At 40.1% G+C, this 14,152-nt stretch carries 15 protein-coding genes, 1 tRNA gene and 1 pseudogene; 8 read left to right on the top strand and 9 right to left on the bottom strand.

Annotated features, from left to right (window positions below):
* Positions 1–33 precede the first annotated feature (33 nt).
* Genes pulA through ACKPCE_RS08115 form a run of 3 tightly spaced genes read right to left on the bottom strand, consistent with a single transcriptional unit; the run spans position 34 to position 2,941 of the window.
* On the bottom strand, positions 34–2,043 hold the full coding sequence (gene pulA, locus ACKPCE_RS08125; protein WP_319504796.1) for a type I pullulanase: 2,010 nt from the start codon (positions 2,041–2,043) through the stop codon (positions 34–36).
* Between the two features lie 29 nt (positions 2,044–2,072).
* Positions 2,073–2,639, bottom strand: coding sequence for a crossover junction endodeoxyribonuclease RuvC (gene ruvC, locus ACKPCE_RS08120; protein WP_024997052.1), 567 nt, complete (start codon positions 2,637–2,639; stop codon positions 2,073–2,075).
* Positions 2,636–2,941 (bottom strand): DUF4286 family protein, encoded by a 306-nt coding sequence (locus ACKPCE_RS08115; RefSeq protein ID WP_319504795.1) that lies wholly within the window; start codon positions 2,939–2,941, stop codon positions 2,636–2,638. The genes ruvC and ACKPCE_RS08115 overlap by 4 nt, the downstream gene beginning before the upstream one ends.
* 76 nt (positions 2,942–3,017) lie before the next feature.
* Here ACKPCE_RS08115 and ACKPCE_RS08110 point away from each other — a divergent pair.
* Together ACKPCE_RS08110 and ACKPCE_RS08105 are read left to right on the top strand one after the other, a co-directional pair.
* Positions 3,018–3,091: transfer RNA gene (locus ACKPCE_RS08110), tRNA-Ala, on the top strand.
* Between the two features lie 54 nt (positions 3,092–3,145).
* Positions 3,146–3,748 (top strand): sugar O-acetyltransferase, encoded by a 603-nt coding sequence (locus tag ACKPCE_RS08105; RefSeq protein ID WP_319504794.1) that lies wholly within the window; start codon positions 3,146–3,148, stop codon positions 3,746–3,748.
* A 54-nt stretch (positions 3,749–3,802) separates the two neighbouring features.
* Here the strand turns inward: ACKPCE_RS08105 and ACKPCE_RS08100 are convergent, their stop codons facing one another.
* On the bottom strand, positions 3,803–4,513 hold the full coding sequence (locus tag ACKPCE_RS08100; protein WP_319505940.1) for a DUF169 domain-containing protein: 711 nt from the start codon (positions 4,511–4,513) through the stop codon (positions 3,803–3,805).
* 242 nt (positions 4,514–4,755) lie between these two features.
* Here ACKPCE_RS08100 and ACKPCE_RS08095 point away from each other — a divergent pair, with 242 nt between their 5' ends.
* From ACKPCE_RS08095 to ACKPCE_RS08070, 6 genes are all read left to right on the top strand, one after another.
* Positions 4,756–5,919 carry an IS4 family transposase gene (locus tag ACKPCE_RS08095; protein ID WP_319504793.1) on the top strand — a complete coding sequence of 388 codons (1,164 nt, stop codon included), beginning with the start codon at positions 4,756–4,758 and terminating at the stop codon, positions 5,917–5,919.
* Between the two features lie 37 nt (positions 5,920–5,956).
* Complete coding sequence (locus ACKPCE_RS08090; protein ID WP_319504792.1) at positions 5,957–6,415, top strand: MarR family winged helix-turn-helix transcriptional regulator; 459 nt, start codon at positions 5,957–5,959, stop codon at positions 6,413–6,415.
* 96 nt (positions 6,416–6,511) lie between these two features.
* On the top strand, positions 6,512–6,943 hold the full coding sequence (locus tag ACKPCE_RS08085; protein ID WP_024997049.1) for a LexA family protein: 432 nt from the start codon (positions 6,512–6,514) through the stop codon (positions 6,941–6,943).
* Positions 6,943–8,196, top strand: coding sequence for a Y-family DNA polymerase (locus ACKPCE_RS08080; RefSeq protein WP_319504791.1), 1,254 nt, complete (start codon positions 6,943–6,945; stop codon positions 8,194–8,196). Before ACKPCE_RS08085 ends, ACKPCE_RS08080 begins: the two co-directional genes overlap by 1 nt.
* Positions 8,197–8,198: 2 nt before the next feature.
* Positions 8,199–8,990, top strand: a complete 792-nt coding sequence (locus ACKPCE_RS08075; RefSeq protein WP_319504790.1) for an EFR1 family ferrodoxin — start codon at positions 8,199–8,201, stop codon at positions 8,988–8,990.
* Positions 8,991–9,031: 41 nt separating this feature from the next.
* Positions 9,032–9,544 (top strand): TlpA family protein disulfide reductase, encoded by a 513-nt coding sequence (locus tag ACKPCE_RS08070; RefSeq protein ID WP_319504789.1) that lies wholly within the window; start codon positions 9,032–9,034, stop codon positions 9,542–9,544.
* 5 nt (positions 9,545–9,549) lie between these two features.
* Here the strand turns inward: ACKPCE_RS08070 and ACKPCE_RS08065 are convergent, their stop codons facing one another.
* The 5 genes and pseudogenes from ACKPCE_RS08065 to ACKPCE_RS08045 form a co-directional block, all read right to left on the bottom strand.
* On the bottom strand, positions 9,550–10,317 hold the full coding sequence (locus ACKPCE_RS08065; RefSeq protein WP_319504788.1) for an EFR1 family ferrodoxin: 768 nt from the start codon (positions 10,315–10,317) through the stop codon (positions 9,550–9,552).
* A 67-nt stretch (positions 10,318–10,384) separates the two neighbouring features.
* A complete protein-coding gene (locus ACKPCE_RS08060; protein ID WP_319504787.1) occupies positions 10,385–11,341 on the bottom strand; it encodes an ABC transporter permease in 957 nt (318 codons plus the stop codon).
* Positions 11,342–11,603: 262 nt separating this feature from the next.
* A pseudogene (locus ACKPCE_RS08055) lies at positions 11,604–12,284 on the bottom strand (ABC transporter ATP-binding protein); the annotation flags it as partial.
* 2 nt (positions 12,285–12,286) lie between these two features.
* Positions 12,287–13,447, bottom strand: coding sequence for a COG1470 family protein (locus tag ACKPCE_RS08050; protein WP_319504786.1), 1,161 nt, complete (start codon positions 13,445–13,447; stop codon positions 12,287–12,289).
* Positions 13,448–13,595: 148 nt separating this feature from the next.
* Positions 13,596–14,054 (bottom strand): cupin domain-containing protein, encoded by a 459-nt coding sequence (locus tag ACKPCE_RS08045; RefSeq protein ID WP_319504785.1) that lies wholly within the window; start codon positions 14,052–14,054, stop codon positions 13,596–13,598.
* Positions 14,055–14,152: the final 98 nt, after the last annotated feature.

Here is a 14,152-nt window from a genome sequence, read left to right as displayed (position 1 = left end):
CATAATTGTCATGTACTGCGGTAAAACATATGCTTAGTAACTACCCATAATGAGCGCCGTTTGAGGAGCCACATAAACTTCGGGCCCATACAATGTGCCCAGAGAGCCGTCAACACTCACAAAACCATCTTTACAGAAAACAGTATATTTAGCAGCGGGCACCGTAACCTTGGTCATTTGTGTCCGTGCATTCAATATAACGATCAGATCTTGGCATGCATCTCCGTTGGCATGTCCTTTCAAACGGAAAGCAATCACATTACTGCCGGCAACCGGCAAAAACTCTAAGTGCTTGCGAACCATCTCGGCCTTACCCATCCGAAAAGCCGGATGAGCCTTTCGCAAAGCAATAAGTCCTTTATAATAAGCAAAAACATCTGCATGCAACGCTTTTAACCTCCAATCAATGGCGTTAATAGAGTCAGGACTTTCAAAGCTATTGTGCACTCCTTTCTTATCACGCATGATCTCCTCTCCTGCATAGATAAATGGAATACCTTGTGAAGTAAAGACTGCCGTCTGAGCTAACTTATCAAGCAGAACCAACTGCTTGGGAGTTATGCCCGGAACACTGGCCTGCAAACGATCGACCAGACACATGTCATCGTGACAAGAAACATAGCTAATCATTTGAGTTGGCTCACCTGCCCAGGCTATCTTTGTATAATTCACCGAATCAAGATGCACTTGCGGATGTTTTACCGCCCCCACAATACCAAACTTAATGCTTTGTTCACCTCCCGGAATTCCGGCCAGAAAAGCTCCTTTATGATTATTATTGAAAGGACCCCGCAAGCCATCACGCATTTCATCAGAGAAAGCAGCAATACCGGGCATACGTTGTGTATTTGCCTTCATGGCCAGTGAGTCTGCCGGCAACTGAGGAGCTTCCGCAGCCCAACCTTCACCGTAAATGATGATAGACGGGTCGACAGCATTCACAGCATTTCGTATCTCATTCATTGTTTCAATATCATGAATACCCATTAAGTCAAATCGGAAACCATCAACGTGGTACTCCTTCATCCAATAAAGCACTGACTCAATCATGTATTTGCGCATCATGGGTCGTTCACTTGCCGTTTCATTGCCGCAGGCAGAACCATTGGCCCAAGATCCGTCTTTCTTTTTCCTGAAAAAATAGCCCGGTGCCGTCCGTTCAAAATTGCTACTTTCCAAATCATTAACGTGATTATACACTACATCCATTATGACACGAATACCAGCTTTGTGAAGAGCCATAACCATCTTCTTAAATTCTCGGATACGTGAAGAAGGAGTAAAAGGATCAGTGGCATAAGATCCTTCAGGAACATTATAGTTAAGCGGATCGTATCCCCAATTGTATTTCTTATCTTTTAATTTGGATTCATCAATTGAAGCATAATCAAAGGAAGGCAAGAGGTGTACATGCGTAATACCCAAATCGATGAGATGATCCAAACCGGTAGTAATCAAACTATCAGGCGTTTTAGTTCCACGCTCGGTTAAAGCTATAAATTTACCTTTATTTTTAATACCCGACGAGAAATGCACGGATAAATCCCGATGATGCATCTCGTAAATAACGACATCGGCAGGAGATTTAAAAGCAGGCTTGACTTCCGTATTCCATCCTTCAGGGTCGGTCATACGCATATCAATAATAGCAGCCCGTTTACCGTTAATGCCAACAGCCTTAGCATTAATCCCGGGAGTATCGCCCTGCCATTTATCATTTATTTTCACATTGAACGTATAAAATTTACCCAGCAGATTCTTCTCAACCGTTGCTTTCCACGTTCCATCATCAGCAGGTTCCATAGGTACCGTTTGATATGCATGTCCTTCGTGACCCGAATCAAATAACATCAGTCGCACTTCATCAGCAGTAGGTGCCCAAAGAGAAAATGTTGTAGAATGTGCAGTGTACTCCATCTCCGTTAAGTCGCCGTTTGGTACGGGATATTCATCAAAAGAAACATATTCTTTTTTCCGCGTTGGAGTACATGAGATCAAAAGCATGACCAACGCTACAGTCATCAAAAAACTTACCTGTTTCATAGCTCAGTATTATATTAGTTACTAAGTATTTACTTTATTCTATCGGGATTCTTGGCAATAAAATCTTTCCAACCATTATACCCCTTTTCCACCACCGGACGTCCCATCTGCAGAAAATGGCAATAAGCGGCCGCTAATCCGTCGGTTGCATCCATAAAAGAAGGCATCTCTTCTTTAGGAATATGCAGCATGCGCTGTAACATATCGGCCACTTGCTCTTTGGAAGCCTGACCGTTCCCTGTAATCGCCATCTTTATTTTTAGCGGTGCATATTCCGTAATGGGTATATCTCTGCTCAATGCAGCAGCCATTGCCACCCCCTGAGCACGTCCTAGCTTAAGCATAGACTGCACATTCTTACCAAAAAAGGGAGCTTCAATAGCCAGCTCATCAGGCAAATAACTCTCAATAATACCTGTTACCCGTTCAAATATTTTGCGTAATTTCAAGTAGTGATTGCCATACTTCCGCAAGTCAATCACCCCCATAGCAACCATTTCCGGTTTAGTTCCCGTAATGCGTAGAACACCGTACCCCATAATAGTTGTACCGGGATCTATTCCTAAAATAATCTTTTCCTTTACCGGTTGAATCACTTTATCACCTCCATTAAAGTAGGAAAGCCCACCACTTTATTATCAAATATATGAATCAGCTCTTGGTGCAACTTAGCTCCCAGTTCAGTATGCCATTGATGCAACACAGCCGAGTTCTCTACTTCCCATTGCAACGAATAAGATGCACCCGAATCTTCGCGATGGCTCAACACTTTGCATAAGCGTGGTGCCTTAAGCAAGCCATGCTTTTCAACTTCAGGAATGTAACATTCTTTAAGCCAAATTAAAAAATTTCCAATCATCTCATCGTCAACGTGATAGGTCGTATTATATACCAACATACTTATTTTTTTAGGATTATCACGCAAACTTAGCAATTATTTCAGAATAATGCATTATATTTGCGGCATATATCACGGGGGGTTAGCTCATCTGGCTAGAGCGTAACACTGGCAGTGTTAAGGTGATCGGTTCGAGTCCGATACTCTCCACCCAATTTTGAAAGCGTGCTCTCTCGGGTACGCTTTTTATAAATTCAAAACACCATGACTGATTTAGAGAAAATGGCTGCCGGTGAACTTTATTGGGGCTTCAATCCGGTATTCGTCCCTGCTTTGGAAAGGGGACAAGATTATTGTCACCGTTACAATCTCCTACCACCCTCGGAAAAAGCAGCCAGAAACAATCTATTAAAAGAATTCTTTAAAAAGTTGGGTAATCAGGTGATTGTTAATCCTCCTATGCACATTGACTTGGGCAACCTTGAGGTAGGCGATAACACTATCATAAACTTTAATTTTGTAGCTCTCGATGAAGCTTTGGTTTCTATTGGCAAGCACTGCTTTATCGGCCCTAATTGCTCCATTTACACTGTTACGCATTCACTTTGCTACCAAGACAGAGATTTGGGGCTAATGACAGCTCTTCCTGTTAACATTGAAGATCATTGCTGGTTATGCGGTAACGTCACGGTGCTGCCCGGTGTTACTATCGGCAAGGGATCGGTTATTGGAGCCGGAAGCCTTGTGACCAAGGACATTCCGGCGGGTGTATTGGCCTATGGAAACCCCTGCCGAGTTATCAGACCCATTACTGAAAATGATCGCGAGTTTTTGGAAGGAATAAACAAACCTACCGAACTGACATAACATCAAATTATTTTCCATGCGTTATGGCACATGAATTCATTAATTGACAAGCCATCACTTATTAATTCGACTTCGTACCTTTCCCCATGTATGGGTGTCAAAAAGACAACTTTGTCTCATCGTGTCACACATTTCTTTAAAACGAGACATTGGTATCATAAAGCTTAATATATCTTCTTCAAAATAAGGACGTGCAGAGGGATCCAAAAGCCCTATAAAAGTTCTCCGACCATTTTTTCTGTTTTCATTTACAGCTTGAGTTATTATAGAAGAACAACCTGAACCGAAAAAGGAAGTCACTGTTTCGTCTGAATTATTATCAAAATAAGCCCAAGAAGCTAATCCGGAAAGCATATCAGGGTTTGCCAAAAAAAAGATTCCCTCCCAACCTTCAAAGGTGTCAATTTGATCAATTCGCGTAAAGTTAAGATAAGAAAATTTCGTACGATAAACGTTCAAATTATTTATAAATCCAATAACCATGTCAGGAGTTTTCTTATATTTTTCTTTCAAAGAAACAAATTGAGGAATCTGCTCGGGCATATCTACAAATCCAGTATAGAATTTGCCACCCATACAACCTATATTATTAAGATTTACACTGATTGGAAAGCCTTCACGTACTAGCCTTAGCCCTTTCAGAAAACATCCGTTTATTTTCTCCGTTTCAACTAATGGTGAATTTGAATAACCAAACACAATTGGTAATTCGACTATTTCTCCAAAAGCTTCCTTATAATTCTGAATAAACAAATCGACATTCATCATAAGAATTTATCTATTAAATCAACTAATTATATTTTATTATCACTCATTTATTTGTTATGGCAAATATATGACTTATATTTGCCATAACAAATAAATTCACTATTTTTATATTATGAATCATAAGCGTCCACTAAAAAACGCAAAGAGTTCTTTGAAATGATTGAATATTAGTCTTATACAACGATTATTCGAGCGAACGGACTTGATTCTGTTACTTTGCATTCTTAATTGAATAGCATATGTTTCAAGATAAATACGTTTTCGCTCAACTGACTGCATTTCTCAACAGAAGTAAGTTTAATCGAATCGTAGCAAAATACGATGGAGATAAGTATGTGAAGTTCTTTACTTGTTGGAATCAACTCCTAACATTGATGTTTGGTCAACTTTGCAATCGGGAGAGTCTACGTGACTTAATAGTTGCAATAGAGGCACATGCCAATAAGACATATCATCTGGGACTTGGTCGTAATGTAACTAAAAGTAATCTTGCAAAAGCTAATCAAAATAGAGACTACAGAATCTTTGAAGATTTTGCTTATTATCTCGTCGATGAAGCACGTAAGAAACGTGCCGTTAATATCTTCAGACTTGATGGTAACGTATATGCCTTTGATTCCACGACAATAGATTTATGCTTAAATGTATTTTGGTGGGCAAAGTTCCGCAGACATAAAGGCGGCATTAAAATGCATACTCTTTATGATGTGGAAACTCAGGTTCCAGCATTCTTTCATATCACAGATGCAAGAGTTCATGATTCAAAGGCGATGGATGTAATCCCCTATGAAGTAGGCTCATACTACATCTTTGATCGTGGATATAATGACTTTAAGCGTTTATTCAAAATAGAAACAATTGAGTCATATTTTGTTATCAGAGCCAAAAAGAATCTGAAATACAAAACGATCCAATGGAAGCGTCGTATGCCAAAGAATGTATTATCCGATGCTAGAATAGAGTTAATTGGGTACTACCCCCAAAAGCATTATCCTAATGAACTGAGGCTTGTACGTTATTGGGATGATGAACAGAAACGAGAGTTCATGTTCTTAACCAATGCCATGCATTTAACCTCTATTCAGGTTGCAGAACTTTATAAAAATAGGTGGCAAGTTGAACTGTTTTTCAAATGGCTTAAGCAACACCTAAAGATTAAAAAATTCTGGGGAACAACCCAGAATGCAGTTCGAATTCAGATATATTCTGCTATTAGTGCATATTGTCTAGTGGCTATTGTACAGCATGATATGAAACTAGAAAGAAGTACTTACGAGGTACTGCAGATTTTAAGTATTTCACTTACTGACAAAACCCATTTGACAAATCTCTTTGATAAGGCTAAATTCAAAAATGACAAAGATCGATGCGGTTCAAGTGAACCAAATTTATTTAATTTTTAATCGTCCACATTTTTAGTGGACACTAATGATTATGAATATGATATTAGAGCACCAAATTAATCATCAAATAGCAACTTTAGCTGGATTATTAAAGAGGCAAACTTACAGAATAATAGCAGAAGAACGCCTAGAAATAACACCTGAGCAATGGGTCATTCTTCATTATTTATGGGAAGAAAATGGATTATCAATGGGAGACTTGGTAATAAAATCCAGAAAAGATTTTGCTAATGTAACGCGTATCGTAGAAAATTTAAAGAAGCAAGGTTATATAACTAAAAGAAAAAGCAGGAAAGATGGTAGAAGCCACTTGGTATATTGTACAAAAAAGGGACAAGAAATAAAACCAGGCATAGAAAAATGTCAGAAACGTTCAACTGAGATCTCTCTTAAAAATATCTCCAAGGAAGAGCAAGCAACTTTACTAACCATATTATATAAAATAGAAAACAATAGCTTAGATTACCTAAATGAATCAGCAACTTCACCGAAGTGAACATACATGCATATGCGATCTATAATAATAACTAATAGATATTTTTTTGAATATATTTCATAAATAAACCACTCTCCTTTTTATATCTTTGCAAGTATGAACATAGACATTCATAGCATTGACGCATCGCAAGATTTACCTCTGCCCTATGCAGAAGAAGGTATCAAAGCAGGCTTTCCAAGTCCGGCACAAGATTACATGGACTTATCCATCGACTTGAATCGGGAATTGGTAAAACACCCTTCTTCCACCTTTTATGGAAAAGTGAAAGGAGACAGTATGGTAGATGCACAAGTGTTTGATGGCGATATTTTAATTATTGATAAGTCTTTAGAACCTACTAACGGTGATATGGCTGTATGTTTCGTTGACGGAGAGTTCACTTTGAAGTTTATTGAAATACGCGCGGATGAGGTTTTGCTCGTACCCGCTAACAAACAATACGCTCCCATCAGGGTAACAAAAGAAAATGATTTCATTATCTGGGGAATTGTCACTTATGTGATTCACAAAAGCAGAAAGCGCTAATGTATGGATTGATTGATTGCAATAATTTCTACGCGTCGTGCGAACGAGTATTTAATCCTGCACTGAGAAACCGACCTATCATTGTCTTGTCTAACAATGACGGCTGTGTCATTGCCCGAAGCAACGAGGCCAAAGCGCTGGGTATCAAGATGGGGGTACCTTATTATCAAGTAAAAGACATAGTCAAACAACATGGAGTGTTTACATTTTCTTCCAATTACACACTCTACGGAGATATGTCACACCGGGTAATGAGCCTAATACGAAATGCAGTGCCTCACATTGAGATTTATTCCATCGATGAGTGTTTCGTTGGACTGTCGGGAATAAGTAATTTGCCCGTATTTTGCCAGGATCTCACGCAAAAAGTATCAAAAGGAACAGGCATACCGCTAAGTATGGGAGTAGCTTCAACCAAAACATTAGCCAAGGTTGCCAGCAAATTTGCTAAAAAGTACAAAGCTTATCACGGAGTGTGTATTATCGACACAGAGGCCAAACGAGAAAAAGCTTTGCAGATGACTCCGATAGAAGACGTTTGGGGCATCGGACGACGATTACGCAAACGAATGGAATACTTTGGAGTGAAAACAGCTTATGATTTTACTTTGAAATCAGAAAGTTGGGTACGCAAGGAGTTCAGCGTTACCGGATTACGCACTTGGAAAGAGTTACGGGGCCTTGCTTGTATAGACTTTGAAGCAGGAAATGAAAAGAAAAGCATCACAACTTCCAGGAGTTTCAGCAAATCAATCACACGCTTTCAGGAGTTATACGAAGCCGTTGCCAACTTTACAGATGCTTGTGCACGCAAGCTGCGGGAACAAGAGTCCAAAGCGGGTTCATTATTGGTTTACATCGTGACTAACAGTCATCGTGAAGATTTACCTCAATACCACAATTCAGCCTCAATAAAACTTCCTGTACCTTCATCGGATCCATCAGAAATGGTGAAATATGCAAAGCAGCTTCTTCAAAACATCTATCGGGAGGGTTACGATTATAAAAAGGCAGGCGTGCTTGTATACGACATTGCCTCGGAAGGAGTACAAACCCACCTGTTTGACACGATAGACCGGAGCAAGCAGGATCGATTGCTCAAAGTAATTGACAGCATTAAAAACAAGGCGGGAGATGACTCCATATCGCTAGTAATACAAGGGCCTAGAAAGATTCGTGACTTTGTAAACAAGGAGTATGTTTCTAAACATTTTAGCACCAATATAAACGAGATAATCGAAATAAAAGTATAATTATGCATAACACACAACTCGACATCATTACATTTTCACCCACTGGTGGCTCGGCTTGTATAGCCAATGAAGTGGCTAGGGGTATGGAAGTAGGTAACATCAAAACATGGAACATCACCAAAGAAATTCCCACAGAACAAGTATGGATGGGGCAAAATCCGGTTATAGTTTCCGCACCTGTTTACGGCGGCCGAATACCAGGAATAGCGCTAGAACGTCTGCAAAAGTTTAACGGAGAACGCACACCTGCTATTGTATTAGTTACCTACGGGAACAGAGATTACGAAGATGCGCTAAAGGAACTTTGTGACGTACTGACACAACAAGGATTTGTTCCCTTAGCAGCAGGAGCCTTCATTGCTGAGCATTCATACAGTACCCAAGAGATGCCTATTGCTCAAGGTCGCCCTGATGAAGCCGACAAAGAGACTGCTCGTCGATTTGGAGCACAAGTAGTAACGGCTTGGAGAAAGAAAGAAAAAACCCAATACACTCCCTCTGAAATTCAGGTAAAAGGTAATTTCCCTTATAAAGTAAAAGGAGCACACACACCACAGGCACCATCTATTGATCAGGAACGTTGTACCTTATGCGGAGCTTGTCTTGATGTCTGTCCCACTCATGCCATCAGCCTGATAGATGACCAGAACATATTCAGTGACCAGGCTCTGTGCATTAAGTGTTGTGCCTGTGTCAAATCGTGTCCGGAAAAGGCACGAAGTTTCGAAACCCCTTTTCGAAAATATCTTTTTGAAAATTTCGCTATTAGAAAAGAGCCCGAATTCTTTTTATAAGTTTATCTTTGTTCTATTATTATTTCTAAAAAAAACCAAACATGAAAAAGATCTTTATAGCAGGTATGCTGTTGGTAAGCGCATTGATTGCCAAAGCACAAAATGAAAATACTGAGAAAATTAAAGTCGGCGACATAATGCCTACTTTTACTCTTGTTGCCGACAATGGTAATGAAGTGCTAAAATCGTCCTCACTGGCAGGGAAAGTGGTATTGGTGAATTTCTTTGCAACTTGGTGTCCTCCCTGTCAAAAGGAACTTGCTGCTGTTGAGAGTAAGTTATGGCTGGAGTTTAAGGATAATGCCAACTTCAAGCTATTGGTTATCGGACGCGATCATACAAATGAAGAACTAAAAACGTACAACACAAAAAAGAATTTTACGTTTCCACTTTATGCCGACAAAGGAAGAGTTGTTTTCGACTCCTTTGCCAGCAGCACAATTCCCAGAAGTTACCTGATTGACAAGAATGGCAAGGTAATTCACATCAGCATAGGATTCAACGAGACCGAGTTTTCCGAGTTAATGCAAAAAATTGAAGAGGCAATTAAGTAAAGTCTTTATTTACACTCCGGATGAAAATATTGATGTTTCTTCAACGTTGCTTTTCCATAATGGATAGCATGGCGGGGGCAAATGTGATAACAAGCCAAACAAGAAGTACAATGATTACCCCACTCGGGTTTGATATGTACTTTTACATTGTGCACAGGACAATACTGTGCGCATAACCCGCACGAGATGCAATCATCTGTAGCAAAGAAAGGTTTAGCTGTAACCTGATATTTGTTAAACAGTTTACTGATGATGCGGCTTTTTACGTATGCCCAACTACCTACTTTACACTGAAACACATTTGAACGTGAAGCAAGCACTTGATTTATACGTTCCATTTCATCTATAGCTGCATGCAATTTTTGCTGCTCTAGTTCTTTCGGGTCAGTATCAAATCCGGGGAAAGAAACATAGTTGTTGGGCATGATAATGGTGAAAGCCGCTTGCCATGTCCAACCTTTGGCTGCTATAGTTTCATTCATGATGTTAAGTGTCAATCCGGCTTCGTCACCACAAGTGCAAACAAAGAAGAAATAATGTCCTTCGGCATTAGTGAAACGGACCTTACTGATAAACTCCATTACAATGGCAGGTGGCGCCCACGAATAAACGGGAAACACAAACCCCACCACTTCCGATGGTTGAAGTGTGTATATAAGGTCGGCACCGCCCGCCAACTCATCGGCAATAGCTATAAGCGACTCATGCTGATAAGCGGCTACTTGGCGGGCCACCCATTTAGAATTACCTGTTCCTGAGAAATAAAAGATCATACGTTTCTGTTTTGGCTGCAAAAGTAAACCAAATATCGACAAAAGCAAGGACGATTACATTTATTCCTTAGCGAGGACGAATTTCACGGCGCATAAAACTGAAATATGATAAAGCAAAACACAGAACAGTTGCGGCTATTAACCCGGTAAGCTGTGGCCATACAACCAATAAACTTTGTCCTAACGGCAGTGGACTGGGAATAGCTCCGCTAACCTGCTCCATAGTTAGTGGTCCCAAACTTCTGACCGAAGGCATCAATAAAGTAGAGGTTGCTTCATTAAACAATTCTCCGGGTGCAAGCCTCATCAAATTAAGCATAAACTTTTGGTACGCAATAACTTGATGCATACTAGCAGTTTCGGGAGGAGCCAACGCTTTACCAATCAAATTGATAATCATGGAATAAAAAACGCTAAAGAACAGCCAAATGGCAATACATGCTAAAGCCGAAGTGGCCGCCTGACGAAACTGAATAGAAAACAATATGGCCAGGTTTAACCAGAATGCAACATAAAAAATACTCACCACAATAAAAGCCACCATACGCAGAAACTCCTCTGCTGTGGGCGGAATTCCTATTTCAATAAGCCCGAAGCCCATTACGAGAAAGCCCAATACAAAAAGCATCACACTGATTACCGTCAATGCTCCTACAAACTTGGCGTTAATAAGATAATCACGGTGAATTGGCTGCGACATCACTCTACTTAAGGTTCCTTTGTTTTGCTCGGAATTAACAGCATCAAAGCCTAATGCAATGCCTAACAAAGGTCCTAGAAAACTTATAAAAATAATAAAAGGTGGCAGCGTACCGTCTGATAAAGTGAATAGTTTCAGAAAGAAAAACGAACCATCGGGGTCATTAGGCTTCAATGCTTGTCCAAAGTTACTCAATGCCGTATAAAGTGAACCTAGACAAGTAAATGCTATAAGCACAATGAGTATAATAAAACGCCAACTTTTCACATGATCGGTTATTTCTTTGTTTACCATTACCCAAAAAGGATGTGCTGTTCTATCCATTTTTCTTTCCTCCTTCAAAATAACGATTATAAATGTCATCAAGCCCGTATTCCTTTTTATACAAACCGGTTAGTCCTACTCCTGATTGCACAATGGCTCGGGCAATATCCGGTGTCACATCTTTCGAGCAACCCATGCGATATAAACGATTTTGCTTTGCCACATTCAGTACACCGTTTATATTCTGTAAGCAAGAAGTCAGATCTATCTCCTGATCAGAATCAACGTGTGCTTCAATCACAAAAGGCTCTCCGGCAAACAACTTTTGTGACAACGAAGGGATATCACCTTCAGCCAATAAATGACCGCCAACAAAGATGCCCACTCTGTCACACACTTGTTGCACCTGATGCAAGTGATGTGAAGAGAACAATACCGTAAGTCCCTGTTCCCTACTCAATTGTACAATCAGATTCATAAACTCATGTACTCCGGCCGGATCTAGTCCGGAAGTTGGCTCATCCAAAATGATAACCTCAGGCTGTTTGATTAACACATCGGCTAACCCAAGTCGCTGACGCATACCACGAGAATATTTACCTGTTTTCTTCTTGGTATCTACTTCCAAGCCAACTTTACTCAATAGCTCTTCGGCTTTTTCCCGGGCCGACACCCGGGAAAAGCCATTTAATTCTGCCGTATAAATAAGATTTTCCACTCCTGTACGATCATCATAGAATCCTACATCATCGGGCAAATAACCTACCTTTCTTTTTACCTCCAGCGGGTGTGTCGTTGAATTAATATCGCAAACCCTAACCTCACCGGAAGTCGGGTCAGTAAGCCCCAGCATCATGAGTATGGTAGTTGACTTACCAGCCCCGTTAGGTCCAAGCAAGCCAAAGATTTCACCCTTCTGAATAGTCAAGTTCAGTTGGTTAACCGCCGTAAATGCACCGTACTTTTTGGTTAAATCTGTGAGTTGAATTACAGGTGCATCCATGCTTACCTCCTTCCATATTTACGGAATAAGTAATACACGCCACCGCATGCACCAATAATAATAAGAATGCCCAGCCAGCCCCAGATAATTGGCGTTTTCACCGCTATTCTGAATTCCGCAGCAGAGTTTACCTCCGGTGTACGAGTTTCCATTTTCACCACATAGTCACCCGGAATTGCTTTCTTAGAAGCCTTGACAACAGCCAACACCTGAGCCTTCTCCCCTGCTTTCAACGAAGTAATTTTCTGTGGTTGAAAAGTAACGTCCCAATCTGCGGGTTTAGCTGCTGATAGCTGTATATCTGTCAGGTCAATAGTACCACTGTTATTAACTACCAATTCTATTTTTCGAGTATCACCCGCAGTAACATCGGTACTTAACAATCCATTAGGAGTAGTCAGTTCCATCTTATAAGATCCCTTAATAACCACCTCCAATCCTAAGTCTGCCGATGTAGTACCATTAGCAGCTCTCACCGGAATACGATAAGTACCCACCTTGATATTTGCCGGCGGATTAATGTCAATCGTAACATTTGTTGAAGCGTTAGGCTCTACTTCTACCGAAGTGGCTTGTTTGTAATTCGGTTTAAAAGCAACATTCCATCCTCTTGGAGCATTAGCAGTAAGTGCATACAATTGCTTTTCGGCCGTGCGATTTTTGAGTGTCGCATTAAAAGTAAAGGTTGCTTCTGCACTACCTTCCATGTTAATTTGGTCGGTGGTAAATTCTGTTTGATACGTACCTTTCTGCGAGACCACCACGGTTAAGGGCAAAGTGTACATTCCATCTGCCGAAACATAAAAGCGATACGTTCCTTTATTCACTTGTAATGGGACGTCCACTTTGAGAGAAAAGTTTTTCTGATCATTGGGCAATACCGAAAGTTGATTCACAGTCCACCCACCCGATTTGATTTCATAACCCCATCCTTTGGGTAAACCCCTAACGGCGATAGCTGCGTTCTTTACTGATCGTGTTTTATTGATTACGTCAACACTGTAATCAATAGATTCTCCGGGTGGCACTGAAATCTTTGTGTACGGAGTATACAACGTTACGCCTCTCACTTTCAATGAATCGCCCGAAGCGTATAGGCTAAAGGGAGTTGATCCCAACAAAAACAGCAATAATAGATTTAAATAGTTAATCCGCATTGTCATAAAAAATCCTCCTGATATTTAAATGATTCTCAATACGGGGAGCAAAAATATTAAATCTGATTATTGCTAAGTTTTAAATTTACTGAAAAAATTTAAACGGCTTAATCAGGCGTTACATTCTGGTTAAGCCGTTTGTACATTCAGTCAATTATAACCATTGAACGGTGTAATCTACCCGCTTCCCATCTTCGGTTGTATATTCCTCCAAAGAATTCTCTTTCGCTTGAATAACAATATAAACCATAGGCAAGTCGGAAGAATTGCGCATACACCGTTTGCCGGCAGGAGCTACTCTTATCACACTTCCTTCTTTAATAGGGAAACAATTATCATCAACCTGAAATTCTCCATATCCTTTCAAGATAATGTATGTTTCCTCATTCTTGTTATGAATGTGAAAATAGCCCAAATCAGACTTTGGTGGAAGTGTGGTAAATGATATCTCAGTTCCGGTAGATTTAGTAATATCTTTCACAAAGGCTTTACCTACAATCTCTTGTCCGGTTTTAGGGTGTATAAGAGAATAACCTGTTAGTTCATCTAATGAGCCGATATTAACAGCTGTAAAGTTCTGACTCTCGGCAATAATTTCCATTTTCTTCATCATACTTTCTTTTTACGTTAATCAAACAATGTTTCTTCTATCTATAAAATAGATCGGCAATATTCATCAAAAAACATGATACATCCTATTTAAATAGAACT

It is taken from the genome of Bacteroides graminisolvens, assembly GCF_963666085.1.
In the GTDB taxonomy this organism is placed as follows: Bacteria; Bacteroidota; Bacteroidia; order Bacteroidales; family Bacteroidaceae; genus Bacteroides; species Bacteroides graminisolvens.
The sequence above is the reverse complement of the archived record's forward strand: the minus strand, read 5'-3'. Positions and strand labels throughout refer to the sequence as shown.

What these genes read in the sequence shown, in the direction of transcription:
- ACKPCE_RS08045 (WP_319504785.1), bottom strand. Translation starts at nt 14,054, where the DNA reads ATGATGAAGAAAATGGAAATTATTGCCGAGAGTCAGAACTTTACAGCT.
- ACKPCE_RS08115 (WP_319504795.1), bottom strand. Translation starts at nt 2,941, where the DNA reads ATGTTGGTATATAATACGACCTATCACGTTGACGATGAGATGATTGGA.
- ACKPCE_RS08105 (WP_319504794.1), top strand. Translation starts at nt 3,146, where the DNA reads ATGACTGATTTAGAGAAAATGGCTGCCGGTGAACTTTATTGGGGCTTC.
- ACKPCE_RS08065 (WP_319504788.1), bottom strand. Translation starts at nt 10,317, where the DNA reads ATGATCTTTTATTTCTCAGGAACAGGTAATTCTAAATGGGTGGCCCGC.
- ACKPCE_RS08050 (WP_319504786.1), bottom strand. Translation starts at nt 13,447, where the DNA reads ATGACAATGCGGATTAACTATTTAAATCTATTATTGCTGTTTTTGTTG.
- ACKPCE_RS08100 (WP_319505940.1), bottom strand. Translation starts at nt 4,513, where the DNA reads ATGAATGTCGATTTGTTTATTCAGAATTATAAGGAAGCTTTTGGAGAA.
- ACKPCE_RS08075 (WP_319504790.1), top strand. Translation starts at nt 8,199, where the DNA reads ATGCATAACACACAACTCGACATCATTACATTTTCACCCACTGGTGGC.
- ACKPCE_RS08070 (WP_319504789.1), top strand. Translation starts at nt 9,032, where the DNA reads ATGAAAAAGATCTTTATAGCAGGTATGCTGTTGGTAAGCGCATTGATT.
- ACKPCE_RS08095 (WP_319504793.1), top strand. Translation starts at nt 4,756, where the DNA reads ATGTTTCAAGATAAATACGTTTTCGCTCAACTGACTGCATTTCTCAAC.
- ACKPCE_RS08060 (WP_319504787.1), bottom strand. Translation starts at nt 11,341, where the DNA reads ATGGATAGAACAGCACATCCTTTTTGGGTAATGGTAAACAAAGAAATA.
- ACKPCE_RS08090 (WP_319504792.1), top strand. Translation starts at nt 5,957, where the DNA reads ATGATATTAGAGCACCAAATTAATCATCAAATAGCAACTTTAGCTGGA.
- ACKPCE_RS08080 (WP_319504791.1), top strand. Translation starts at nt 6,943, where the DNA reads ATGTATGGATTGATTGATTGCAATAATTTCTACGCGTCGTGCGAACGA.
- ACKPCE_RS08085 (WP_024997049.1), top strand. Translation starts at nt 6,512, where the DNA reads ATGAACATAGACATTCATAGCATTGACGCATCGCAAGATTTACCTCTG.
- pulA (WP_319504796.1), bottom strand. Translation starts at nt 2,043, where the DNA reads ATGAAACAGGTAAGTTTTTTGATGACTGTAGCGTTGGTCATGCTTTTG.